At 58.4% G+C, this 23,413-nt stretch carries 22 protein-coding genes; 13 read left to right on the top strand and 9 right to left on the bottom strand.

Going from position 1 to position 23,413, the window contains the following annotated elements; genetic code table 11:
• The first annotated feature begins 35 nt into the window (after window positions 1–35).
• Window positions 36–998, top strand: a complete 963-nt coding sequence (locus GPL81_RS22250) for a LysR family transcriptional regulator (RefSeq protein WP_096514168.1) — start codon at window positions 36–38, stop codon at window positions 996–998.
• Here the strand turns inward: GPL81_RS22250 and GPL81_RS22245 are convergent.
• Together GPL81_RS22245 and hexR are read right to left on the bottom strand one after the other, a co-directional pair.
• Window positions 940–1,152 (bottom strand): PA3496 family putative envelope integrity protein, encoded by a 213-nt coding sequence (locus GPL81_RS22245; protein ID WP_096514167.1) that lies wholly within the window; start codon window positions 1,150–1,152, stop codon window positions 940–942. The two genes, GPL81_RS22250 and GPL81_RS22245, sit on opposite strands and share 59 nt — an antisense overlap.
• Before the next feature lie 234 nt (window positions 1,153–1,386).
• Complete coding sequence (gene hexR / locus GPL81_RS22240; protein ID WP_007927594.1) at window positions 1,387–2,253, bottom strand: transcriptional regulator HexR; 867 nt, start codon at window positions 2,251–2,253, stop codon at window positions 1,387–1,389.
• Window positions 2,254–2,602: 349 nt separating this feature from the next.
• On the opposite strand from hexR, the gene GPL81_RS22235 reads away from it, so the two are divergent.
• On the top strand, window positions 2,603–2,917 hold the full coding sequence (locus GPL81_RS22235) for a hypothetical protein (protein WP_160108463.1): 315 nt from the start codon (window positions 2,603–2,605) through the stop codon (window positions 2,915–2,917).
• A gap of 59 nt (window positions 2,918–2,976) precedes the next feature.
• Here the strand turns inward: GPL81_RS22235 and GPL81_RS22230 are convergent, their stop codons facing one another.
• Window positions 2,977–5,838, bottom strand: a complete 2,862-nt coding sequence (locus tag GPL81_RS22230; protein ID WP_160108462.1) for an EAL domain-containing protein — start codon at window positions 5,836–5,838, stop codon at window positions 2,977–2,979.
• Window positions 5,839–6,096: 258 nt separating this feature from the next.
• On the opposite strand from GPL81_RS22230, the gene uvrD reads away from it, so the two are divergent.
• From uvrD to GPL81_RS22210, 4 genes are all read left to right on the top strand, one after another.
• Complete coding sequence (gene uvrD / locus GPL81_RS22225) at window positions 6,097–8,280, top strand: DNA helicase II (protein ID WP_160108461.1); 2,184 nt, start codon at window positions 6,097–6,099, stop codon at window positions 8,278–8,280.
• 133 nt (window positions 8,281–8,413) lie between these two features.
• Window positions 8,414–8,854: an EamA family transporter gene (locus GPL81_RS22220; protein WP_096514162.1), complete on the top strand. Its 441-nt coding sequence runs from the start codon at window positions 8,414–8,416 to the stop codon at window positions 8,852–8,854.
• A gap of 179 nt (window positions 8,855–9,033) precedes the next feature.
• Window positions 9,034–9,912: a Tim44 domain-containing protein gene (locus GPL81_RS22215; protein WP_160108460.1), complete on the top strand. Its 879-nt coding sequence runs from the start codon at window positions 9,034–9,036 to the stop codon at window positions 9,910–9,912.
• Between the two features lie 134 nt (window positions 9,913–10,046).
• Window positions 10,047–10,454: an SMI1/KNR4 family protein gene (locus GPL81_RS22210; RefSeq protein WP_014720555.1), complete on the top strand. Its 408-nt coding sequence runs from the start codon at window positions 10,047–10,049 to the stop codon at window positions 10,452–10,454.
• 21 nt (window positions 10,455–10,475) lie between these two features.
• Here GPL81_RS22210 and GPL81_RS22205 read toward each other — a convergent pair whose 3' ends face one another.
• Window positions 10,476–12,239: a cation:proton antiporter gene (locus GPL81_RS22205; protein ID WP_160108459.1), complete on the bottom strand. Its 1,764-nt coding sequence runs from the start codon at window positions 12,237–12,239 to the stop codon at window positions 10,476–10,478.
• 286 nt (window positions 12,240–12,525) lie between these two features.
• On the opposite strand from GPL81_RS22205, the gene GPL81_RS22200 reads away from it, so the two are divergent.
• Window positions 12,526–13,008 carry an acyl-CoA thioesterase gene (locus GPL81_RS22200; RefSeq protein WP_096514158.1) on the top strand — a complete coding sequence of 161 codons (483 nt, stop codon included), beginning with the start codon at window positions 12,526–12,528 and terminating at the stop codon, window positions 13,006–13,008.
• Window positions 13,009–13,153: 145 nt separating this feature from the next.
• Here GPL81_RS22200 and pdxY read toward each other — a convergent pair whose 3' ends face one another.
• Window positions 13,154–14,026: a pyridoxal kinase PdxY gene (gene pdxY, locus GPL81_RS22195; protein WP_160108458.1), complete on the bottom strand. Its 873-nt coding sequence runs from the start codon at window positions 14,024–14,026 to the stop codon at window positions 13,154–13,156.
• A gap of 119 nt (window positions 14,027–14,145) precedes the next feature.
• Here pdxY and GPL81_RS22190 point away from each other — a divergent pair, with 119 nt between their 5' ends.
• Window positions 14,146–14,559 (top strand): DUF3301 domain-containing protein, encoded by a 414-nt coding sequence (locus tag GPL81_RS22190; protein WP_096514156.1) that lies wholly within the window; start codon window positions 14,146–14,148, stop codon window positions 14,557–14,559.
• Between the two features lie 120 nt (window positions 14,560–14,679).
• Here GPL81_RS22190 and GPL81_RS22185 read toward each other — a convergent pair whose 3' ends face one another.
• Window positions 14,680–15,651 (bottom strand): CobW family GTP-binding protein, encoded by a 972-nt coding sequence (locus tag GPL81_RS22185; protein ID WP_160108457.1) that lies wholly within the window; start codon window positions 15,649–15,651, stop codon window positions 14,680–14,682.
• 26 nt (window positions 15,652–15,677) lie between these two features.
• Between GPL81_RS22185 and GPL81_RS22180 the strand changes: the two genes are divergently transcribed.
• Complete coding sequence (locus GPL81_RS22180; protein WP_160108456.1) at window positions 15,678–16,034, top strand: NADH:ubiquinone oxidoreductase; 357 nt, start codon at window positions 15,678–15,680, stop codon at window positions 16,032–16,034.
• A gap of 24 nt (window positions 16,035–16,058) precedes the next feature.
• Here GPL81_RS22180 and zigA read toward each other — a convergent pair whose 3' ends face one another.
• Window positions 16,059–17,264 (bottom strand): zinc metallochaperone GTPase ZigA, encoded by a 1,206-nt coding sequence (zigA, locus tag GPL81_RS22175; RefSeq protein ID WP_160108455.1) that lies wholly within the window; start codon window positions 17,262–17,264, stop codon window positions 16,059–16,061.
• 143 nt (window positions 17,265–17,407) lie between these two features.
• Between zigA and GPL81_RS22170 the strand changes: the two genes are divergently transcribed.
• From GPL81_RS22170 to GPL81_RS22160, 3 genes are all read left to right on the top strand, one after another.
• Window positions 17,408–17,785 (top strand): glutamine synthetase, encoded by a 378-nt coding sequence (locus tag GPL81_RS22170; protein WP_160108454.1) that lies wholly within the window; start codon window positions 17,408–17,410, stop codon window positions 17,783–17,785.
• A gap of 129 nt (window positions 17,786–17,914) precedes the next feature.
• Window positions 17,915–18,811, top strand: a complete 897-nt coding sequence (gene folE2 / locus GPL81_RS22165) for a GTP cyclohydrolase FolE2 (protein ID WP_160108453.1) — start codon at window positions 17,915–17,917, stop codon at window positions 18,809–18,811.
• Between the two features lie 145 nt (window positions 18,812–18,956).
• Window positions 18,957–19,862: a His/Gly/Thr/Pro-type tRNA ligase C-terminal domain-containing protein gene (locus GPL81_RS22160; RefSeq protein ID WP_160108452.1), complete on the top strand. Its 906-nt coding sequence runs from the start codon at window positions 18,957–18,959 to the stop codon at window positions 19,860–19,862.
• A 77-nt stretch (window positions 19,863–19,939) separates the two neighbouring features.
• On the opposite strand, the gene GPL81_RS22155 is transcribed toward GPL81_RS22160, so the two are convergent.
• Window positions 19,940–20,461, bottom strand: coding sequence for a DUF3617 domain-containing protein (locus GPL81_RS22155; RefSeq protein WP_096514149.1), 522 nt, complete (start codon window positions 20,459–20,461; stop codon window positions 19,940–19,942).
• Between the two features lie 133 nt (window positions 20,462–20,594).
• Here GPL81_RS22155 and cls point away from each other — a divergent pair, with 133 nt between their 5' ends.
• Window positions 20,595–22,034 (top strand): cardiolipin synthase, encoded by a 1,440-nt coding sequence (gene cls / locus GPL81_RS22150; protein ID WP_160108451.1) that lies wholly within the window; start codon window positions 20,595–20,597, stop codon window positions 22,032–22,034.
• On the opposite strand, the gene cfaB is transcribed toward cls, so the two are convergent.
• Window positions 22,031–23,218 carry a C17 cyclopropane fatty acid synthase CfaB gene (gene cfaB / locus GPL81_RS22145; RefSeq protein WP_160108450.1) on the bottom strand — a complete coding sequence of 396 codons (1,188 nt, stop codon included), beginning with the start codon at window positions 23,216–23,218 and terminating at the stop codon, window positions 22,031–22,033. The two genes, cls and cfaB, sit on opposite strands and share 4 nt — an antisense overlap.
• Window positions 23,219–23,413 lie beyond the last annotated feature (195 nt).

Below are 23,413 nucleotides of genomic sequence, written 5' to 3'. Positions count from 1 at the left end.
TTGTCGCATCAGCCTGTGGCAAGAGTGCTAATAAAATGCGTAAGTCATTGATGCGTATGACATTGCGTCAATTGCAGATCTTCAATGAAGTCTGTGATTTGAGGTCCTACAGCCGTGCAGCCGACGAAATGTCGCTGACACAACCGGCCGTCAGCCTACAGATTCGTCAACTGGAAGAGCTGATTGGCCAACCGTTGTTCGACTACGTCGGCAAAAAACTCTACATGACGGAAGCGGCCGAAGCACTGCAACGCGCCAGCCGGGATATTTTCGGGCGCCTGGAAAACCTCGACATGCAGCTTTCCGACATGCAGGGCTCACTTCAGGGCCAGTTGAAACTGGCGGTGGAATCCAGCGCCAAGTACTTCGTTCCCCACCTGTTTGCCGCGTTCAAGCGCCAGCACCCGGAAGTAAACCTGCAATTGACGGTGGTCAATCGCGGGCAGGTGATTCGACGCCTCTCCGATAACCGGGATGACCTGGTGATCATGTCCATGGTGCCGCAAGACATGGGCCTGGAGTTCCTGCCATTCCTCAACAACCCGATTGTCGCCGTCGCGCCACCCGATCATCCACTGTGCCATATGGGCCCGCTGCGTCTGCAGGACCTTGAGCCCTACACGCTACTGCTGCGCGAACCCGGCTCCGGTACGCGCCTGGCTTGCGAAGAGTATTTCAAGGAGAAGCGGGTGCACTTCAACCAGACTCAGGAAGTGTCATCAGCCGAAGCCCAGCGTGAATGCGTGTTGGCGGGCCTGGGCGTTGCGCTGTTGACGCGCCACGCCCTGAACCTGGAACTGGCGACCGGCGGACTGATCGAGTTGCCGGTCGAGGAATTGCCGCTCTACCGCAGCTGGTGCCTGGTGCAAGCCAAGGCCAAACGGCTGTCACCGGTGGCTCACGCCTTCCTTGCGTTCGTGCGCAGCGAGCGGGTGCAGATCAGCGGGCTGGTTGAGCGTTTCGACGGGAAGTCGTCGAGGCTGCCTGCCAGTAATTGAGTTCGAACTCTTCCGGAAAATCGCCGATTTCGGCAAGAAGCTGACGGCGTTCGCAGCGATCTTCGATGGCGCGGCGAAATTCCATGCGGCGCTGGTCTTCCTGCTGACGACGGGTTCTGACGGCGCTGTTGCGTTCTTCGTAGGGCTGGGCCATTTCGAGTCTCCCAAGGCGAGTACGGGAGCTTCAAGATAGGCGCGAGGGATGACGGTTTGGCGGCGGCCGGGTTACAGCCAGATGAAAAATCACTCTGTGGCGAGGGGATTTATCCCCGATGGGCTGCGAAGCGGCCCTAAATCCGTGACCGCCTCATCGCACGGGACTCTTACGACTGCTTCGCAGCCGAGCGGGGATAAATCCCCTCGCCACAAGGCCGGCACCCGACCTGAATCAGTCGTCCAGCGCCTTCACCGATTTGGGCGACAACCGCAAGCTGCGAAGGCTGCGCTTCACACTCTTGAGGTGATTGACCAGGCTCGGCCCACGCGCCATGGCCACGCCCATCGCCAGTACATCAATCACCACCAGGTGGGCGATCCGCGAGGTCAGCGGCGTATAGATTTCGGTGTCCTCATGCACGTCGATCGCCAGATTGACCGTAGACAACTCGGCCAACGGCGTCTGGCTTGGGCACAGGGTAATCAACGAAGCGCCGCTTTCACGCACCAGGTTGGCGGTGATCAACAGATCCTTGGAGCGCCCGGACTGGGAAATGCAGATCGCCACATCGGTCGGCTTCAGGGTCACCGCCGACATCGCCTGCATGTGCGGGTCGGAATACGCCGCCGCAGTCAGCAGCAAACGGAAGAACTTGTGCTGCGCATCCGCCGCTACCGCGCCCGAGGCCCCGAAGCCGTAGAACTCCACGCGCTGGGCCTGGGACATCAACGTTACCGCGCGCTGCAACTCCACCGGATCGAGCTTCTCGCGAACCTCCATCAGGGTATGCAGGGTGGTGTCGAAAATTTTCAGGCTGTAGTCGGCGACCGAATCATCTTCGTGGATCGCGAACTGTCCGAAACTCGCGCCTGCCGCCAGACTCTGGGCCAGCTTCAACTTCAGGTCCTGGAACCCGGAACAACCGATGGCGCGGCAAAAACGCACGATGGTCGGTTCGCTGATGCCGACGCTATGGGCCAGGTCGGCCATGGAGCTGTGCATCACGGCCGCGGGGTCAAGCAGCACGTGATCGGCGACCTTGAGCTCCGACTTGCGTAACAGGTGACGAGACTGGGCGATGTGTTGCAGCAGATTCAAAGGGATGGACTCTTTGTTATTGGCAGGTGCCGGGGATGTAGCACGCTTGTAGTTATACTACAAGAATCGGCTTTTTGCCTGCTCAATGCGTAACCAGATCCCTCGATTTCAGGTGCCCGCGTCTCATGTAGCACCTGTGCTCGATGCTCAAGCATGCCATCGTCGCGCGACTTGAAAGGCCCATCGGTGAGTGGTCTCACATTAAAGCTCACTTTGTAGCTATGCCTATATATTTACCGAAACATACAGCCTTACAAAACAAAACTCCAAATATCCCCCGCACTTTATTTAAGGCAGATATATTAATCCGGCAGGAAGCAACAACAACTAATTACAGGAGTTATAAACCATGAGCATTAAAACCAAAGATTGGACCGCACAAATCGATCGAATGCCAGGCAACCAATCCTTCCGTGTCTGCGGCACCGTAACCGTTGCCCATACTGGCATCACCCCAAAACTGGAATTCATGAAAATACAAGACAAGTCATTCAATGTGCGATTGGAACTCAAACTGGAAACATCCAATGAGATTTCACTGCAAGTTGAAACCGACAAAGTTGTCGAATACAAAGTCATGGGGGACGCCAACGTTCCTAGCGTTAGCATTTTTTATCAAGGCGAACTGCTTCACCGTATCGATAAAGTGCTGATTACCCATTAAGAAACACATCAGCTTCAAGGTTCCCGCCGACCCTCGAAAGGGATCGGCGGAACTTGCCCTTAGCCCACGCTTTGTTCGAGCAACAGGCCTGCCAGCCCATCCGCCTCGATCGGCCGGCTGATGAGATACCCCTGCACCTCATCGCAGTGCTCATTTTTGAGGAACTCCAATTGCTCCCGCCGCTCCACCCCTTCCGCCACGACTTTCAACGACAAGCCATGCGCCATAGCGATGATCGCCCGAGTAATCGCCGCATCCTCCGTGCCCTCCCCCAGGCCGCGAATGAACGCCTGATCGATCTTCACATAATCCACCGGAATGCGCTTGAGGTAGCTCAGCGATGAATAACCGGTGCCGAAATCGTCGATGGCCAACTTCACGCCCAAATCACGCAGCTGCTGGAAGGTCGCGATGATGTGCTCGACACTGTCCAGCAACTGGCTTTCGGTGAGTTCCAGCTCCAGGTAATGCGGCGCCAGACCGGTCTCCTCCAACACCTGTCGCACCAGGCTGACCAGTTTTCCCTGGCGTAACTGATGCACCGACAAATTGACGGATACCCGGATCGGCTCAAGCCCCAACCGCTGCCATTCGCAGGCTTGCCAGCAAGCCTGGCGCAGTACGAATTCGCCAATGGGGCCGATCAGCCCGGTTTCTTCGGCCAGGCCGATAAAATCTCCCGGTGGCACGCGGCCCATGGTCGGGTGATCCCAACGTACCAAGGCCTCGGCGGCATTCAGCTTGCCCGTGGCCAGGCACAGTTTCGGCTGGTAAAACACCTTCAACTGCTTCTCTTCAACGGCTTTACGCAGTTGGTTTTCCAGCTGCAAGCGCTCCAGCGTGCTGGCTTGCAGGCTGTCGGTGTAGAACTGGAAGTTGTTACCACCGAGGTGCTTGGCGTGTTGCATGGCCATGTTCGACTGGCTGACCAATGCGGAAATTTCCCGGGCGCTGTCCGGCAACAGACTGATGCCCATCGACGCACTGACCACCAGTTCGTGCCCCTCGACGGTCACCGGCAACCGCAACTTGTTCGCCAAGCGTGTCGCCACTCGCGCCAGGCTCGACAGGTTGCCGTAGGAATTGAACAGCACAGCAAACTCGTCGCCGGACAAGCGTGCGATGGTGTCAGCCTCCGGCAACGCGTTTACCAGGCGCCGGGCCATCTTCTGCAGCAGCTGATCGGCGACTTCATGACCCAGGCTGTCGTTGAGTTGCTTGAAGCGATCCAGATTGATGTGCAGCAACGCCAGGCTGCGATAGCCACCCTGGCGCACCCGCTGATGCGCCTCACTGAGCCGCTCGCGGAACATGGAGCGGTTGGCCAGGCCGGTGAGTTCGTCGTAATGGGTCAAGTAGCGCATGCGCTCTTCGGATTCACGGCGAGCCGAAAGATCCGCGAAGAAGCCGACAATATGGCTCACATTTCCCCGTGTATCTCGTACGGTATTCAGCTGCAGCCATTGCGGGTACATCTCGCCATTCTTGCGGGTTTCCACCAGTTCGCCCTGCCAGCTGCCGTGCTGTTCCAGCGCTTGATGAATCGCGGCGAAATGACGGCGAGCGTCGCGGCTGCATGGCAATTCAACGACGTTGCGACCGAGCATGTCCTCGATCTCATAACCGGTCACGCGACTGAAGGCCTGATTGATCGCGATCAGGGCGTAATTGGGGTCAAGAATCACAATGCCTTCGCTGGCCGCCTCGAACACCATCGCCGCCAATTGCTGCTGTTCTTCAAGTGCCTTGCTCACGCTGATGTCGCGGCGAGTGCCGACCATGCGTACCACCCGGCCGTTTTCGGCACGCTCGACCGCCCGTCCGCGGTCCTCGATCCAGACCCAGTGACCGTCGGCGTGTCGCACGCGGTACTCGATCTGGTAATCCTCGGTGCGGCCCTTCAAGTGCTCGACCAGTGCCCTTCGAAGGGCAGGAAGATCCTCAGGATGCAGGCGCGGCTTGAGGTGGCGCAACATCGCGGTTACGTATTCCGGCTCCAGGCCGAACAGCTCCTGAATGTGTGTGTGATGGACTTCGTCGGTTTGCAGGTTCCAGTCCCACAGCCCCAGCTCACTGGCCTTCAAGGCCAGCGCCAAACGCGCCTCACTCTTGCTTAGCGCATGGTTGGCGGCGTCCAACTCCAGGCTGCGCTGGGCGACACGGCTTTCCAGATCAACCTGGATTTCACGCAGTTCATCTTCGGCACGCCGGCGCTGGTCGATTTCCCTGGCCAACTCTTTATTGAGCTGATCGCTGCGGTTTTGCGCCTGCTGAAGATGCTCGATCAGCGCCTGATTCTGGAAGCGTCGCAACAAGCCACTATCGATCAGCCGATTGACCTGCCAGGCGACCACACTCAATGCACCCAGCAGGATCAGGCCAAACCAGCCCCACCCCTGTTCCTCCCCCCAGAACATGTAGGCAATGGCCGGCAGCAGACAAGGCAAAGTGAACGACAGAAACCCCGGCAGGCTGACGGCGTAGGCCACGCTGGCTGACAGTGCCGCCGCGCCGATCAGACCGAAAACCCAGGCTTGCTGAATGAAATTGTCGGCGGGAACCAGGGCGATACCGGCGCCGGCCAGCGTCAGGCCGGTGAGGCCCGAGCCCAGCAAAAACATGCGCCGCCAGATCGGATGGGCCTGACGGTTGGGAATCGCCGAATCGAAGGCTGCAACCTGTATCACTCGCAACGCCACCAGCGACAGCAGCCAGACCAGCCAGACGGTGACCAGGAAGTATCGCTGCGGACTCCATAGCAAGCCGGCGCAGACCAGACCGTTGATCAGCATGAACAGTGTGGGCAGCAAAGAGCCCTGATACAGCAGGCGTGTGCGTTCGACCGCCATTTCCATGGCGTATTGCTTACGGATAACCCGGGGCTCCACAGTGGGGCCCGACAGGTCGGAGCTGAGGGTCATAGGCGATGTTCTTGTTCTTATAATGGTGAGCATGAGCCCGAAACGTCGACGGAGCATACACAAGCCAGTGCCCGGACCAAACTGCTTCAGGTCAATAAACAGACAAAAGCATCGGGCACCCGACCCGACCTTAGAGCCGCCAGACTAGGGCGGCCAATGCTTGCAGCCGATGACTGACCGGTCGTCCTGCGCGCATCTTTCATCGGCTAAAGCAAAGGGGGGTTTGCCCGGTGTGGCGCGGCCCCCTAGAATGCCCCGATGCGCGATGATCTCTCCCTTCTGCTGAACTCCCTCAACGATGCCCAACGCCAGGCTGTAGCAGCCTCCGTGGGTCGTCAGTTGGTCCTGGCCGGTGCTGGTTCCGGTAAAACCCGAGTGCTGGTGCACCGTATCGCCTGGTTGATCCAGGTCGAAAACGCGTCGCCCCACTCCATCCTGTCGGTGACGTTCACCAACAAGGCTGCTGCCGAGATGCGCCATCGCATCGAGCAGCTGATGGGTATCAACCCGGCCGGCATGTGGGTCGGCACCTTCCACGGCCTGGCGCACCGCTTGTTGCGGGCGCACTGGCAGGAAGCCGGGCTGAGCCAGACTTTCCAGATTCTCGACAGCGACGACCAGCAACGGCTGGTCAAGCGGGTGATCCGCGAGCTGGGCCTGGACGAACAACGCTGGCCGGCCCGCCAGGCCCAGTGGTTCATCAACGGGCAGAAAGACGAAGGTCTGCGCCCGCAACACATTCAAGCCAGCGGCGATCTGTTCCTGGCGACCATGCGCAGCATCTATGAAGCCTACGAGGCCGCCTGCTTACGCGCCGGCGTTATCGACTTCTCCGAGTTGCTGCTGCGTGCCCTCGACCTGTGGCGCGATCATCCAGGACTACTGGCGCATTATCAGAAACGTTTCCGGCACATTCTGGTGGACGAGTTCCAGGACACCAACGCCGTGCAGTACGCGTGGTTACGCCTGCTGGCCAAGGGTGGCGACAGCCTGATGGTGGTGGGCGATGACGATCAGTCGATCTACGGCTGGCGTGGCGCGAAAATCGAGAATATCTACCAGTATTCCGAAGACTTCCCGGACGCCGAAACCATTCGCCTGGAGCAGAACTATCGCTCCACCGCGGGCATCCTCAAGGCCGCCAACGCCTTGATCGCCAACAACACAGGACGCCTGGGCAAGGAACTGTGGACCGATGGCGGCGAAGGCGAAGCCATCAACCTGTATGCCGCGTTCAACGAACACGACGAAGCCCGCTACGTTGTCGAAACCATCGAAAGTGCGCTGAAAACCGGCCTGGCACGCAGCGATATCGCGATTCTGTATCGCTCCAACGCCCAATCCCGCGTTTTGGAAGAAGCCCTGCTGCGTGAACGCATTCCGTACCGCATCTACGGTGGTCAGCGCTTCTTCGAACGGGCTGAAATCAAGAACGCCATGGCTTATATGCGTTTGCTTGAAGGCCGTGGCAACGATGCTGCGCTGGAACGGGTGATCAACGTACCCGCCCGCGGCATCGGCGAAAAAACCGTCGAAGCGATTCGCGACCATGCGCGCCACAGCGATGTGTCGATGTGGGAAGCGATGCGCCAACTGGTGGCCAACAAGGGCCTGACCGGACGCGCGGCCGGTGCGCTCGGCGCATTCATCGAACTGATCGAGAACCTCGCAGCCAAGTGCATGGAAATGCCGCTGCACCTGATGACCCAGACGGTCATCGAGCAGTCAGGGCTTATTGCCTACCACGAAGCGGAAAAAGGCGAGAAAGGCCAGGCCCGGGTAGAAAACCTTGAGGAACTGGTCAGCGCCGCGCGCAACTTCGAAAACAGTGAAGAAGACGAGAACTTGACGCCATTGGCTGCGTTCCTCGGTCACGCGTCGCTGGAAGCTGGGGATACCCAGGCCGACGAACACGAAGACAGCATTCAGCTGATGACCCTGCACAGCGCCAAAGGCCTGGAATTCCCTTACGTGTTCCTGGTGGGCATGGAAGAAGGCCTGTTCCCGCACAAGATGAGCCTGGAAGAACCCGGTCGCCTTGAGGAAGAGCGTCGTCTGGCTTATGTCGGCGTCACCCGTGCCATGCAAAACCTGGTGATGACCTATGCTGAAACCCGTCGCCTGTACGGCAGCGAGACCTACAACAAGGTGTCGCGCTTCGTACGCGAAGTGCCGAAAGGTCTGATCCAGGAAGTGCGGCTTTCCAACAGCGTCAGCCGTCCGTTCGGTGGCAACCAGTCGATGAGTGGCAGCAACCTATTCAGCGGCAGCGAAATCCCGCAGACCGGTTTCAGTCTCGGCCAGGCGGTACGGCATTCGGTGTTTGGCGAGGGTGTGATCTTGAACTTCGAAGGCGCCGGTGCACAGGCGCGGGTTCAGGTGAACTTCAGCGAAGGCAGCAAGTGGTTGATGCTGGGGTATGCGAAGCTGGAAGCGATCTAATAGCTATCCCGGGGTGCTTCTGTGGGAGCGAGCCTGCTCGCGAATGAAAGCGCCCCGGTCTATCTGAAAACCGTGGCGTGGCTATCGCGAGCAGGCTCGCTCCCACAGGTTGGTCTGACTTAAGGAAAAAATCATGGGCTCAGGCTTTTTCTCTTCCTGGACATTCTGGGCCCTGTTGTCAGCTGCATTCGCGGCGTTGACCGCTATTTTCGCGAAGATCGGGGTCGAGAACGTCAATTCGGATTTCGCCACTTTGCTACGAACGGTGGTGGTATTGGTCAGCCTGGCCTTGATTTTGTACGCCACGGGCCAATATCAGGCATTAGGATCGATTTCTGCCAAAAGCTACCTGTTCCTGCTGTTGTCTGGCCTGGCCACCGGTGCATCGTGGATTTGCTACTTCCGTGCGCTTAAAGTCGGCCCTGCGTCCCTGGTCGCTCCGGTGGACAAACTCAGTGTGGTGCTGGTGGCTATGCTCGGCGTGTTCCTGCTGGGCGAAAAACTCGACCTGCGCCAATGGGGCGGAATCGGTCTGATCACGGCTGGAGTGGTGATGCTGGCGCTGCGACGCTAGGTACCCCTCCTACAAAACTTATCCACTCATCCTACAGACCAAAGTTAACAGGCCTTATTGCGCTGACCGAAGCTGAACCCGACCTGTCAGGCAAAAGCCCGAAACACTCTGCCGCTAGCCAGTAACACTTCAGCTGTGCAACATGGCGCGCGTGCCTTCCACAAATGGGAATTCCCTATATGAAACGTTTTCTTAGCATCGCCATGGCGTTGTGCATCGGCCTGACGATGAGTCTCGACGTCAATGCCGCCAAGCGCTTCGGTGGTGGCAAAAGCGCAGGCGCTGCGCCGACTCACCAGACCAGCCAGATGGCTCCATCTTCTCCAGGCATGGGCGGCGCTGCGGCGACCGCTGGTGCTGCCGGTGCCGCTGGCGCCGCTGCCAAGGCCGGCGGCGCTTCGCGCTGGCTCGGCCCTCTGGCCGGCATCGCCGCCGGTGGCCTGCTGGCATCCATGTTCATGGGTGGCGGCTTCCAGGGCATGCAGATCTTCGACATCCTGATCATGGCCGTCATCGCGTTCCTGATCTTCCGCTTCATCGCCGCCCGTCGTCGCAAGCATCAGGAGCAATATGCCCCGGCTGGCCACGCACCGATGCAGCGTGAAGCGTTCGAACAAAAGCCTGCCGGCGGTTCGATCTTCGGCGGTTCGGCTGCACCCGTTGCCGCCCGTCCGGTGATCAATGCACCAGCCTGGTTCAACGAAAGTAACTTCGTCGAAGCGGCACGTAATCACTTCCAGTCCCTGCAACAGCACTGGGACGCCAACGAAATGGACAAGATTGCCGAGTTCGTCACTCCGCAAATGCTGGAATTCCTCAAGCGCGAACGTGCCGATCTGGGCGACGGCTTCCAGTCCACCTACATTAATAACCTCAATGTGCAACTGGACGGTGTGGATGATCGCGCCGACAAGACCATCGCCACCCTGACCTTCAGCGGCGTGTCGAAAACCTCGCGTTTCGACCAGGGCGAAGTGTTCAGCGAAAGCTGGAACATGGAACGTGCCCAGGGCGAAAACCAGCCTTGGCTGGTGGCAGGTATCCGCCAGAACGGCTAATCATCCTCCACGCACGATTCGTTATAAAAAACCCCGGCTTGCCGGGGTTTTCTATTTCGCGGTTGCATCTATAGCAAGCTACTGTATAAACCGCCCCATCTAAACCGCGCCATTCAAGCAAGAGGATCCCGGACGTGGAAGAAATCATCGAACAACTGCGTGAAGCCAACGAACCGGTACCGGTCCCCTTGGAGTTGCCTGACGAAGATCTGCTGGTCGAAATCGAAGAACAACTGTTCATCGACATCCCCTTCGTCTTCAGAGAGTTTTTGCTGACCGTCAGCGACGTGGTCTACGGCAGTCTGGAGCCGGTGACCGTCACCGACCCGCAATCCCACACCTACCTGCCGGACGTTGCCGCCAACGCCTGGGACGCCGGTGTCGACCGCAGCCTGATCCCGATCTGCCAGGACGGTGACGACTACTATTGCGTCGAAGAGGATGGCACCGTGGTGTTGTGGTCTGCCGAGGAAGAACTGGTCACCGAAGAAACCTGGGAGTCGGTGTGGCACTGGGCGCGGGACGTCTGGCTGGAAAGCTGAGTCAACTGACGACCCACCGGGTCAGCGCCCTGGCGAATCCTTGTGATTGTCCAGGGTATCCAGCAACGCCACCTGCATGCGCGTGTGGACGCGGATAAACCAGCGCCACAGCAGTGCAGCCACGGTAGCCGCTACCACGGCGATCAGCACCAGCAACTTGTTGGTCGGCAGAATACTGGCCGACAAGGCTGCCAATAGCAGGAAAATCACCAACAGCGAGAGGATCGGGATCACTTCGGAGATCACCCGGCGCACTCGCTGCGTGTGGCGCCCCGCCATTTCCGGCTTGACTCCCATTTCCGCCAGCAGCATCGACAGCGCCTTGAGCTTGCGATACGCAGCAATCAAGAACGGCAGCGAGAGCAACAGCGCCCCGCCCCAGATCAAGGCTTTCTGCCAACTCGGGTCACTGATCCAGCCTTGCAGGTAAGCGGATATGCGTTCGGCGAAGTAAGCACCCGCGAAGAAGATTGCGATCACCAACGCCAGGTTGACCCCCACTTGCAGCAAAATCCGTCGAATCATCGAGGCCAGCAATGCGCCCTCGCCCTGCGGCTGGATGCTGCGCAGCCATTCGCCATACATCCCCAACACCCGGCCCAGTCGCTGCGGCATCACCGCAGCCAACTTGATCGACAATGGGTCGGCCGCGCGGATCAAATAGGGTGTCAGCAACGTGGTGAGCACCGAAACCGCCACGGCCACCGGGTAAAGGAAGTTACTGGTAACCTGCAGGGTCATGCCCAGCGAGGCGATGATGAAGGAAAATTCGCCAATCTGCGAAAGCCCCATCCCGACGCGCAGAGAGGTGCGTCCATCATTGCCGGCGATAAAAGCACCGAGACCGCAGGACAGCATCTTGCCAAGCACGACTGCCACCGTGATCACTGCGATTGGCCAGGCGTATTGCAACAGGATCATCGGGTCGAGCATCAAGCCGATCGCCACGAAGAAAATGGCGCTGAACAAATCGCGAACCGGTTCGATCAGGCGTTCGATCTTAAGCAACTGCCGGGATTCGGCCATGATGGCGCCAATCAGGAATGCGCCGAGTACCATGCTGTATTCGAGCTTGACCACCAGCAGGCAGAAGCCAAAACAGAGCCCCAGCACCGTAATCAGCAACATTTCGTTGCTTTCGAACCTGGCCACATAGGCCAGCAATCGCGGCACCAGCAAAATGCCGATCACCAGCGCGACGATCATGAACAGCGAGAGCTTGCCAACGGTGGAAAACACTTCGCCTGAGCTGACCGTGCCACTGACCGCAATGCTCGACAGCAAGGCGATGATGCCGATGCCCAGGATGTCTTCAACGATCAACACACCAAAAATCAGCTGGGCAAAGCGCTGGTTTTTCATCTTCAGATCGTTGAGCGCCTTGACGATGATGGTGGTCGAGGAAATCGCCAGGATCGCGCCGAGGAACAGCGAGTCCATGGTGTTCCAGTCGAACCAGCGGCCGATTTCGTAGCCGATCCAGATCATCAGCACGATTTCCAGGAACGCCGCGATAAACGCCGTTGCGCCGACCTTGAACAGTTTTCGCAGGCTGAACTCCAGGCCCAGGCAGAACATCAGGAAAATCACCCCGAGTTCCGCCAGGGTCTTGATGGTCTCTTCGTCGTGAATCAAGCCGAACGGCGGGGTGTGCGGGCCGATGATGAAGCCGGCAACGATGTAGCCCAGCACCACCGGTTGTTTGAAGCGGTGGAAAAGGACGGTCACCACACCTGCGACCAACATGATCACTGCCAGATCCTGAATAAAACTGATGGCATGCATGGTATGTCGCTCCTTGGGTGGCTTCGCACAATCGCAGACGCGGAAAACGTCCGTTCGAACAGATTAAAAATCCGATTTCCGCGTAGGAGTTTTTCCATTTTGGATGGGCTTTTGCAGGGTAACACCGCGACTTCCAGCAGAAAGGCGGTGCAATATATGGAAACAGATCGATCCGGCGTGACGGCGGCTTCCCGCCCGGCGTCCCGATAACTGTTGGTTTGAAAAAACCACGCAGGCACCCGCAGAGGTGCGTCCCTCAAACCTTGCCTTGATCCGTGAGAATGCTATGGAACCCGGAAACGCCCAGCTGTCGATGACGGTATTGATGACCCCCGACATGGCCAACTTCTCTGGCAATGTTCACGGTGGTACCCTGCTCAAGTACCTCGACGAAGTCGCCTACGCCTGCGCCAGCCGCTATGCCGGCCGCTACGTGGTGACCCTGTCGGTAGACCAGGTGATTTTCCGTGAGCCGATCCATGTCGGCGAACTGGTGACCTTTCTGGCTTCGGTCAACTACACCGGGAATACCTCGATGGAGGTGGGCATCAAGGTGGTGACCGAGAACATCCGTGAGCGCTCGGTGCGCCACACCAATAGTTGCTTCTTCACCATGGTCGCGGTGGATGACCAGCGTAAACCCGCCCCTGTGCCACCTCTGCAACCGGACAACAGCGAAAGCAAACGCCGCTACATCCAGGCCCAGCAGCGTCGTCAGATTCGCCAGGAGCTGGAAAAGCGGTATCAGGAAATCAAGGGCGATGCCTGAGTTGGGCAGGCAGTTTTGATGGCGTTATTGAGATAGTCATCGCGAGCAAGCTCGCTCCCACAGTTGATTCGCTGTGTTGCGCAAAAAAAATGCACGCCGCAAAACCCTGTGGGAGCGAGCTTGCTCGCGATTGGCTCAACGCCGATCAGAGACTGATAGGCGTCGCTTCGAACCGCACCCGCGGATGGGCAATCCGGTCCTGCGCCCGCACCAGTTCCAGCTCGTAACTGGCGCAGGCCTGGGTTTCCAGCAATACCTCATGCACTGCCGATGCCGCGAATTCAAAAGCGGCCACCAGGCTGTCCCCCAGCAGCACGCGCGCGAGAAACAATCCAGAAGTCAGGTCACCAACGCCCACCGGCTGACGCGGAAACGCCAGCAACGGACGTTGCAGATGCCAGCTGCCTTCGGCTGTCACCAGCAGCATTTCGAAGACGTCCGGTGTTTTACCCGGGTAGTCCAGATGTTTGACCAGCACCGCTTTGGGCCCGCGCGCCAACAGCGCCCGCGCCATTGCCAGGCAATCGAACAGTGACTGCGGCTTGCGCCCAGAGAAACTGTCGAGCTCCAATTGATTCGGGCACATGAAGTCGGCCACAGCGGCGGCCTCCTCCAGCAGGAAATCGCTGACTTCCGCCGGTACGCTGCAGCCCTTCTCCGGATGGCCCATTACCGGGTCACACAGGTACAGTGCCTTGGGGTTCATCGACTTGATCCGCGCCACGCCCGTGAGGATGGCACGACCCTGGGCCGCGCTACCGAGGTAGCCCGACAACACCGCATCGCAATTGCCCAGCTCGCCAATGGCCGCGATGCCTTCCACCAGATCGGGAATCTGGTGCGGGGCCAGCACGTCGCCGGCCCATTGGCCGTATTGGGTATGGTTGGAGAACTGCACGGTGTTGAGCGGCCAGACATTCACACCGACCCGCTGCATCGGGAAAACTGCGGCACTGTTGCCAGCGTGACCAAACACCACGTGGGACTGGATAGCAAGCAAATGGGGCGTACGTTTCATGCGGTGAGTTTCCGTAAAACGATTGAAATTCAAGCAGCGCAGTATGCGACTAAACACAGCCTGTACGACAGACCGGCGACGCAGTTAAGCTGACACTCTCTAGTTGGAGCACCCTGTCGATGCTGACCCTTGGAAATATATTCGTGCTAATGCTGCTGGCCACTGCTGGCGCCTGGCTGTGGCATAACCACGGATTGCGTGAACGTGCGCTGGAGCGGGTCAAGCAGCATTGCAGCAACCTCGGAATCGAGCTGCTGGATGGTAACGTGGCGCTGAAAAAAATCGCATTCATCAAGGATGCCAGCGGTCGGCGGCGCTTGGCCCGTGTGTATGACTTCGAATTCACCGTGACCGGCGAAACCCGGCATAACGGCACCATCACCCAGTTCGGCCCCCACAGTGCGCAGATCGAACTGGCGCCCTACCCGATGCCGTTCGACGAAACACCTCCCGTCGCTGATGTGGTCAAGCCAAGCGCCAATGTGATCGAGCTGAGCCATTGGCGGCAGGAACATAACAAGTGGCGGCCATGACAGTGGATGTCATCAGTTAAATCCATTCGCGAGCAGGCTCGCTCCCACACTTGGAATGCGTTCCACCTGTAGGAGCGAGCCTGCTCGCGAATGGGCCCTCAGCAGCGACACACAAACCCGCTAGCTCGGCTGAACCCTGCATCCCGCCAAATCTTTACGCAGTGAATCAATCTCCTGCGGCTCCCTGAAAATCAGTTCAAGCCGCGAATCCTGTCGCCACTCACTCGGCTGCCATTCAACCCTCGAGTTATCCACTGCATTCGCCGATATCCACCCATCGACACTGTGGATAACCAGCTTCGCCCGCAGCCACTCAAGACTTCCAAGCCATCGGGCAACAAGCGCCGCATCGAATACCTGGCTCGGATGCCAGCGCCAGCCAATGCTCCAGCCACCTTCCAGTTCCTGATTCAAGCAGATCGGCTGTGTCGGATCAGTCCAGATTGCCGGGACCTGTGCCAGTCCCTTTGGCACGACCAGGTTATCCACACCAGCCACGCCCCGCGCTGCCAAACCGGGTAATTCGCTCAATGGTAACGTCGCTTGTTGCGTCCAATACAACGGACGCTCCGGTAGCTGCCTGGCGAGGCGCTGGCGATCGGCCTCATCGAGGTTTTCCGATTTGTTCAGCAACAGCAGTCCGGCACCGTTCAACGCTTCCTGTTGTGCCTGCGGCAGTGTCTTGCCGGCCGCGAGCGCCTGGGCGTCCAGCACCAGTACACAAGGCAGTACGCTTAGTACACCTTGCCAGGGCGCTTCACTCAATTGCCTGAGCAACTGAACCGGATGTCCCAGCCCGGACGGCTCGATGAACAGGCGGTCCGGCCGTGCCTTGCGCAGCAATCGGCCAAGCCCGATCTGAAACGGCGCGCCGTTGACGCAACACAAACACCCCCCGGCCACTTCCCCCAGTGCGATACCATCGGCATCGCGGGTGAGCAGAGCAGCGTCCAGGCCGATTTGGCCGAACTCGTTGATCAATACCGCCCAGCGCTCACCTTCCGGGCGTTGCGCCAGCAGGTGCTTGATCAGGCTGGTCTTGCCCGCCCCCAACGGACCGGCAATGACATGGGTGGGAATGTTCTGCAACATGATCGAGGTTTTCTGAGGAGGTCAAGATGCGGTGGATGGGATTGTCGTTACTGCTGACACTTGTTTGCGGTAAGGCGCTGGCCCAAGCCTGCGTCGTCCATACCCAGGTGGAGCGGCTTGACGTGAAAGTCTGTCAGCAGAACCGCAACATCCCGGAAAAATTGTTCGCCGATGGTTTCTGCCAGCCAAACCTGGCCGGCCAGAAAGTCGAGGTGCAATACGTCGACCAATGCCCCGGCGGGGCGTTCGGTGTGTGCAGCAACGCCCAGGTCGCCAATATGCCTTACCGGCAAGATATTCACTATTATGGCGTAGCCACGGATACGGCGTATCTGAAGCCGTTTTGCGAAGCCCAGAGCCAGGGAACCTGGCTCAAGCCTTGAGCCGCAAAATCGGCCAGCGATGTATCAGGCGGCCTCATCAAACCACGGGCCGAACGGATCCGGCAGCCATTGCCAGCCCTCTTCACCCATCGCCATTTCATCATCGGTCAGCAAGCAATCGTCGAGCTCGGCGGTGAGTCGCGCAAAATCGATGTTCTGGCCGATGAACACCAGTTCCTGACGGCAGTCACCGGTGACGGCGGCCCAGTTTTTCATGATGAAGGCGGTGCTTTCTTCGTCTTGCGGCCACTGATTCTTCGGCACAAAACGCCACCAGCGCCCGGCATACCCATGCCGCATCAACCCACCGGCCTGGGACCAGCTACCGGCGTCCATGTGTTTGCTCGCCAGCCAGAAAAAGCCTTTGGAACGCAGCAACTTGCCATTGAGCCAAGGGCGGTCGATGAAGCTGAAGAAGCGCTGCGGATGAAAGGGACGACGCGCGCGATAGGCGCCAGAAGCAATGCCGTACTCCTCGGTTTCCGGTATGTGTTCGCCGCGCAGCTCCTGTAACCATCCCGGCGCCTGCGCAGCTTTCTCGAAGTTGAAGCGGCCGGTATTGAGAATTTTCTCCAACGGCACTTCGCCCATGACCATCGGGATGATTTCAGCCTGCGCATTGAGTCGTTCGAGGATTGCCATTAGCTCCAGGCGTTCACGGCTGCTGATCAAATCGATTTTGCTGATCAGTATCACGTCGGCGAACTCGATCTGCTCGATCAACAGATCGGTAATTGAGCGTTCATCTTCTTCGCCCAAAGTTTCGCCTCGGGAAGCAAGGCTTTCGGCGGCCTGATAATCGAGCAGGAAATTCACGCCATCGACCACAGTCACCAGGGTGTCGAGCCTGGCGATGTCGCTGAGGCTCTGGTCGTTTTCATCGCGGAAAGTGAAGGTTTCCGCCACTGGCAGTGGCTCGGAAATACCCGTGGATTCGATCAATAGATAATCAAAACGACCGTCCCGGGCGAGCTGACTCACCTCCTCCAGCAGATCTTCGCGCAGGGTGCAGCAAATGCAGCCGTTGCTCATTTCCACGAGTTTTTCTTCTGCACGATTGAGGCTGACATCGCGTTGGACTTCGCTGCCGTCGATGTTGATTTCACTCATATCGTTGACGATGACGGCAACCCGCAGATTATTTCGATTACGTAGTACGTAATTCAAAAGTGTACTTTTTCCAGCCCCTAAAAAGCCCGACAGAACGGTAACGGGGAGACGATTGGGCATTAACTAGTCCTCACAGGGTGCCCGGTCAAATCGTCGGGCTTGATTATATGCTATAGTATAACAATGCAATCAAGCCACTCCCTGTTGCCCACAACGACAAAGGGAACGATGCTGGAAGCCGTCTCCTGTTGGTGAGAAATGCTATGCGTTATCCCCTGAAATTCGTGCTACTGGGTGTTTCACTGCTGGCTGCAATGGATGCCCGGGCGCAGATTCCGGCTCTGGCCAATTGCACCCGCAGCGCCAACCTACTGGCCTGCGTGGATGGCGAGGGCAATGCCTACAGCGTCAATACCGCGGGCAGCACGATGTATTTGCGAGGCTTCGAAGCGGCCGGAAAACGTTTCTGGGCACAGACCAACAGCCGCTACGGCCAACTGACCTTTTTCACCGGAATCGCCTCTGACGGTGAAGCGTGGGTCGGTTACAACCGACGCGTTGGCTGGACCACGATCAATCGGTTTTCCAGCTCCGGTGGCAGTAGCGGCAAATTTACCTGTAACCGGATTGCCGGCTGTTAACCCCCGCTGGCCAGATCAACTAAAGAAGGACCGCACCCTGGCTTATTAAAGCCTGCTCAAGAAAAAAGCGTCGTTGATTGCGTTGTTATAGTATAACATCTTAAATCAACTCCCTCGATGGACCTGCTCATGAATGCGCTGACTCTGCCGGATGTTGCCTCGCAGGCCTCAAGCCAAGCCTTGCCACTGGAGTGGGTTGGCATGTGCGGCATTGCTCTTCCTGTTTTGTTTGACAGCACACGACTGACTGCAACAGTCGACGCCGGGGTAAGTCTCGATAACGGCGAGGCACGCGGTATTCATATGTCGCGACTCTATCTGGCGTTGGAATTACTCGAGCAGCAGCCCCTTTCGCCGGACCTGCTCCGGCGAGTCCTGTTGAGTTTCCTGAGCAGTCATGAGGGGCTGTCAAACAACGCGTACCTGAACATTCACACGGATTTTCTGCTGAAAAGACCCGCAATGATCAGTCCCTTGGCCGGCTGGAAAACCTATCCCGTCACCATCGAGGCCAGTTTGAAAAACGCGATGTTCCACGTGGAACTAAAAACAGAGGTGTCTTATTCCTCTACGTGCCCCTGTTCAGCGGCGCTTTCACGACAATTGATCCAACAGCAATTTGTCGATGATTTCGCCAACAGAACTCTCCAGCACGCCGACGTGTTGGCTTGGCTCGGCTCCTCCAGAGGCATCGTTGCGACACCGCACAGTCAGCGCAGCACCGCGCAGTTACGCCTGAGCCTGGATGACTATCTGGATGCCCTGCCGCTGATCGCTCTGATCAATGACGCCGAAGCCGCCCTCGGTACTGCAGTGCAAACGGCGGTGAAACGCGCTGACGAACAAGCCTTCGCATTGGCCAATGGGCAGAACCTGATGTTCTGCGAAGACGCCGCACGACGCTTGAACCTGGCCCTGAAACGCTCACCCGGCATCAACGGTTTTCACATACGTGTCGTTCATGCCGAAAGCCTCCACGCCCATGACGCCGTCGCCGAAAGTCGTTGGAACTGGGAGGCCGCATGATCCGTTGTCGAACGTTACGGCCGCCGACGTCCCCGTGCCGATCCCCCGGATGCGGCACGACAAAGGTCTACATGACAACGACCAGGGTTTGCCTCTAATGTTGATGCGCTAGCGCGTGTGATCGAAGCGTCGGAGAACAATAACCATGATCCAGATCACCCTGCCCGATGGTTCATTGCGTGAATACGACCAGCCGCTGTCCGTACATGAAGTTGCCGCGAGTATTGGCCCCGGGCTGGCCAACGCAGCGGTAGCGGGTCGGGTGGATGGCGAATTGGTGGACTGTGAATTCATGATCAGGACCAATGCCCGGATCAGCATCGTGACGCCGCAGGAGCCCGACGGGCTGGAGATCCTCCGTCGCTCCTGCTCACTGATGCTGGCGATGGCGGTCAAACAGCTCCATGCCCATGCCCAATTGCGAACGGGTTCGGCATTGGGTGACGGGTTCTATTGCGAGTTTGCTGTCGAGCGCCCTCTGACGACGACAGACCTGCCACTGATCGAAGCACGGATGCAATCGCTGGCGGCCACCAACCATTCGATCCGTCGCAGCCCGACGCCCCCTCCATCGGCACCACCCGAGTCTCTATCACTGTACCGCCTCGCAGACACCGAGTATTTGACGACGGGTCCGCATGTTCCCACCACCAAGGTGTTGCAGGCATTTGCCCTCGATCACGTCAGCGGGACCTTGCAACAACGCATCTACGGTACATGCTGGTCCAGCCACCAGGAGCTGCAGCAGTGGCGCCTGCCGCCCCTCGTAGTGGTCGTGAGCATGGATGATCGTCAGACAAGCTATGCACACGCGGTCACTGAACGCCTGCGCCGCAGTGGCGTGCGAGCCCTTGCGGATCTGCGAAACGAGAAAGTCCACTGCAAGATTCGCCATCACAGCCAGACAGTGCCGTACCTGGTGGTGGTCGGAGAGAAGGAACAGGCTGGCGACTTTGTCAGTGTTCGCGGTCGTAGCGGGGAAGATTTCGGCAGGATGGGGGTTGAGGCGATGTGTGAGTGGTTGGGTCAGTCCTGGATGGCGGGTGTCTGAACGGACGCCTTCGCGGGCAAGCTCCGCTCCTGCAGGACCATAGCAATCCGTAGGAGCGAGGCTCACCCGCGAAACTTTTAAGCTCTTGGCTTAACGGTACCGCAATCCTGCCCCAGCCACACGGCGCGACTCTCGAGGCTACCCTTTTGCTGAATACCGGTGGCATTGAACGTGCCGTTGACCTTGGTGGTGAACTCACGGTCACTGAGGAAGGTGGCCACACCCGCCCCCTGCGCTTTCGGGCAACTGAAGCGGAATTTCCACTGGTTTCCGGTTCGGTCGGTGATTTGCTGCTTGCAGCCGGATTGCGGGTCGGTCAGCGGGATGTCGTCGGTCTTGACCTGCTCCGGCGTCAGGCACGCGCGAATCCCTTTGCCACCCATGGTGATGCCCTGTTTTTCCAGCTGCGCACGCTGTTCAGGGGTCATCTGGCTTTGTAACTGCCCGAGGATCAGTTGCAGATCCGGCATATTCTGGTCATCGACCTTCATGTTGCTGGTGGTCAATTCCCACAAACCTGGTTGCAGCATCTGCGCCTGAGCAGCCACAGGAAGTGCCAAACCCAACGTAATGGCCAAACCCAGCAGACGAACATTCATCGTGTAACTCCTGATCAGTAGTGGCCGTTAGACGTCAGCCACCGGCTTCGGTTCATGGGCCAATTAAATAGCGACATTCTGCCCGGAACATGGTCTGTTAGGCATTGAATCTTCAGGAGCAAGGCTGCCCCCCATGGATTATTTTGGCCCCCATATCTTTGGCTACACCGTCGCATTGCTGCACTCCTTGGGTACGATCGCAGCGATCCATGCCGTATTGACCGTTAGAACCGCCCAAGGCTCGATCGCCTGGGCCTTGTCACTGGTCTTCATGCCCTACCTGACGCTCATCCCCTATCTGGTATTCGGCCGCAGCACCTTCGACGGTTACATCAAGGCGCGACGCCAGGCGAACGAAGAAATGCGCAAGGCCATCTCCGAGCTCAACTGGCGGCCCTGGGTCGAAGAGGCGCTCACCGCCCGCGCTTCCAGTGCCTACGCATCGTTGCGGGCAATGCCGAAACTGGGTCGCATGCCCTGCCTGGCAAACAACGAAGTGAAATTGCTGATCAATGGCCGAGCCACCTTCGATGCGATCTTCAATGCCATCCGCCAGGCAAAAGAAGCGGTGCTGATCCAGTTTTTCATCATTCATGACGACCGTCTGGGCCAGCGCTTGCATAACCTGCTGCTGGAGAAAGCCGCCGAAGGCGTGGCGGTCTATCTGCTGTATGACCGGATCGGCAGCCACTCTCTGCCCCATCATTACGTGCAGGCGTTGCGCGATGGCGGCGTCGAGGTCAAGGCTTTCGCAACCCGTAGCGGTTGGCTCAACCGCTTTCAGGTCAACTTCCGCAACCATCGCAAGATCGTGGTAGTCGATGGCATTCTCGGCTTTGTCGGCGGCCACAATGTAGGCGACGAATACATGGGCGAGAAACCGCCCCTGGCGCCCTGGCGCGATACCCATGTGCAAGTACGCGGGCCAGTGGTGGCCTGCATGCAGGAATCCTTCGCCGAAGACTGGTTCTGGGCGGCCCGTAAATTGCCCCCCCTGATTCTGCCGCAGGTGTACCCGGACGACGGCGTACTGTGCCAAATGCTCGCCAGCGGACCAGCGGACTCCTACGAGACCTGTTCACTGTTCTTCGTCGAAGCCATCCACGCGGCGACCGAGCGAGTCTGGATCACCAGCCCGTACTTCATTCCTGATGAGGCGGTTTTCGCCGCCTTGCGCCTGGCGGTGTTGCGAGGGGTCGATGTACGGATTCTCCTGCCATCACGGCCCGATCATCGTATCGTCTACGCGGCCTCGAGCCTGTATGCCTTTGAAGCGGTGCGCGCGGGCGTGCGGGTGTTCCGCTACGAACCGGGCTTCCTGCATCAGAAGGTGGTATTGATCGACACCGAAATCAGCGCCATTGGCAGTGCCAACATGGACAACCGTTCGTTCCGGTTGAATTTCGAAGTGATGTTGCTGACCGTCGACAGCGTGTTTGCCGGCAAGGTGGAGCAGATGCTCAACGATGACTTCGCCCAGGCTCACGAAATCGCTAAAGAAGAAGGCCGGGAAACCGCACGCCTGCGACAGGTTGGCATGCGGATCGCCCGGCTTATTTCGCCAATACTTTAAGGGTTGTAAATGTCGTCCCGCGTCCACGGCAGTTCATGGCTGCCATCAGGGTGCGCCTTGACCGCCAGGATCTGATGCAGGTTGATCCAGCCCCTGGCGAACGCATAGGCGCAGCCTGCCAGGTACAGGCGCCAGATCCGCAACGCTTGTTCAGGCACCAGTTTGCCGGCGGCTTCGAGGTTGTCTTCCAGACGTTCGCTCCAGTGATCCAGCGTGCGAGCGTAGTGCAGGCGCAGGCTCTCGACATCGACGATTTCCAGCCCTGCTTCGCTGATCTCGGCAGAGATCATGGACAGGTGCGGCAACTCGCCGTTGGGGAACACATACTTCTCGATGAATTCACCAGCACCGCGCCCCACCGGACGGCCATCGGTGTGCTTGGCGGTGATCCCGTGGTTCATCACCAGGCCGCCCTCTTTCACCGCGCCGAACAAGGTTTTGCAGTACTCGGCCAAGTTTGCATGACCGACGTGTTCGAACATGCCGACACTCACAACCTTGTCGAAACGACCGTCCTGAGGCAGGTCACGGTAATCGAGCAACTGCAGCTCGATCATGTCTTCCAGACCTTCTTCCTTCACCCGTTCCCTCGCCAGGGCAAGCTGCTCTTTACTGAGGGTAATGCCAAATACCTTCGCGCCGAACTCACGGGCCGCATACCGCGCCAACCCGCCCCAACCGCAGCCAACATCCAGCAAATACTCGCCAGGCTGCAGGCGCAACTTGCGGCATAGATGACGGAACTTGGCTTGCTGGGCTTGCTCCAGGGTTTCGCTGCCGGTCTCGAAATAAGCGCAGGAATAAGCCATGTCGCTATCGAGCCATAGCTGATAAAAGGCGTTGGAAAGGTCGTAGTGATACGAAATCGCTTTGGCGTCGGTTTCTTTGTCATGCGCGGTGCGGATCGTCTCCCCACCGTCGTCTTCGTCCACCAGTGCCTGGCTCCATTCATCGCAGACGCGGATCACGTCGCTGATGGAACCTTCCAGCTCAAGTTTTCCTTCGACAAACGCCGCCCCGAGCGCATTGAGGCTGGGTTGGGTGAGCTGGGTAACCATTTGCGGGTCCTTGACCACAATCGTGACGCTGGGCGTCGGCCCCAGATTGAATTCATGGCCGTCCCAGAGTCGCAGGCGTAGCGGTAACTGCAGATTCTGTAAGGCCGGTGGAAGTTGCGCGAGCATGGATAATCCCCCTTGTTTCAGACGTCTGCTGAGAGGTTAGACCATCCTTGAAAAATAGCTTCCTATCGATTTAATAGCGGATTTCCATGAAGTTATCGCACCGGAAAATCGCCGTGAATTCACAGAAATGATCGCTCTTACCCTAAATGACTACAGATTCGGCGCACAGTTCTGTAAACCTTCTACCCATCCCTT

It is taken from the genome of Pseudomonas izuensis (assembly GCF_009861505.1).
In the GTDB taxonomy this organism is placed as follows: domain Bacteria; phylum Pseudomonadota; class Gammaproteobacteria; order Pseudomonadales; family Pseudomonadaceae; genus Aquipseudomonas; species Aquipseudomonas izuensis.
The sequence above is the reverse complement of the archived record's forward strand: the minus strand, read 5'-3'. Positions and strand labels throughout refer to the sequence as shown.

Excerpts from the sequence above, each read along its gene's own strand:
- GPL81_RS22215 (WP_160108460.1), top strand. The coding sequence starts at position 9,034 with ATGAAACGTTTTCTTAGCATCGCCATGGCGTTGTGCATCGGCCTGACG.
- GPL81_RS22245 (WP_096514167.1), bottom strand. The coding sequence starts at position 1,152 with ATGGCCCAGCCCTACGAAGAACGCAACAGCGCCGTCAGAACCCGTCGT.
- GPL81_RS22160 (WP_160108452.1), top strand. The coding sequence starts at position 18,957 with ATGATCCAGATCACCCTGCCCGATGGTTCATTGCGTGAATACGACCAG.
- cls (WP_160108451.1), top strand. The coding sequence starts at position 20,595 with ATGGATTATTTTGGCCCCCATATCTTTGGCTACACCGTCGCATTGCTG.
- GPL81_RS22190 (WP_096514156.1), top strand. The coding sequence starts at position 14,146 with ATGCTGACCCTTGGAAATATATTCGTGCTAATGCTGCTGGCCACTGCT.
- cfaB (WP_160108450.1), bottom strand. The coding sequence starts at position 23,218 with ATGCTCGCGCAACTTCCACCGGCCTTACAGAATCTGCAGTTACCGCTA.
- GPL81_RS22170 (WP_160108454.1), top strand. The coding sequence starts at position 17,408 with ATGCGTTATCCCCTGAAATTCGTGCTACTGGGTGTTTCACTGCTGGCT.
- GPL81_RS22155 (WP_096514149.1), bottom strand. The coding sequence starts at position 20,461 with ATGAATGTTCGTCTGCTGGGTTTGGCCATTACGTTGGGTTTGGCACTT.
- GPL81_RS22220 (WP_096514162.1), top strand. The coding sequence starts at position 8,414 with ATGGGCTCAGGCTTTTTCTCTTCCTGGACATTCTGGGCCCTGTTGTCA.
- GPL81_RS22235 (WP_160108463.1), top strand. The coding sequence starts at position 2,603 with ATGAGCATTAAAACCAAAGATTGGACCGCACAAATCGATCGAATGCCA.
- GPL81_RS22180 (WP_160108456.1), top strand. The coding sequence starts at position 15,678 with ATGCGGTGGATGGGATTGTCGTTACTGCTGACACTTGTTTGCGGTAAG.
- GPL81_RS22205 (WP_160108459.1), bottom strand. The coding sequence starts at position 12,239 with ATGCATGCCATCAGTTTTATTCAGGATCTGGCAGTGATCATGTTGGTC.
- pdxY (WP_160108458.1), bottom strand. The coding sequence starts at position 14,026 with ATGAAACGTACGCCCCATTTGCTTGCTATCCAGTCCCACGTGGTGTTT.
- folE2 (WP_160108453.1), top strand. The coding sequence starts at position 17,915 with ATGAATGCGCTGACTCTGCCGGATGTTGCCTCGCAGGCCTCAAGCCAA.
- GPL81_RS22250 (WP_096514168.1), top strand. The coding sequence starts at position 36 with ATGCGTAAGTCATTGATGCGTATGACATTGCGTCAATTGCAGATCTTC.
- GPL81_RS22185 (WP_160108457.1), bottom strand. The coding sequence starts at position 15,651 with ATGTTGCAGAACATTCCCACCCATGTCATTGCCGGTCCGTTGGGGGCG.
- GPL81_RS22200 (WP_096514158.1), top strand. The coding sequence starts at position 12,526 with ATGGAACCCGGAAACGCCCAGCTGTCGATGACGGTATTGATGACCCCC.
- zigA (WP_160108455.1), bottom strand. The coding sequence starts at position 17,264 with ATGCCCAATCGTCTCCCCGTTACCGTTCTGTCGGGCTTTTTAGGGGCT.
- GPL81_RS22230 (WP_160108462.1), bottom strand. The coding sequence starts at position 5,838 with ATGACCCTCAGCTCCGACCTGTCGGGCCCCACTGTGGAGCCCCGGGTT.
- uvrD (WP_160108461.1), top strand. The coding sequence starts at position 6,097 with ATGCGCGATGATCTCTCCCTTCTGCTGAACTCCCTCAACGATGCCCAA.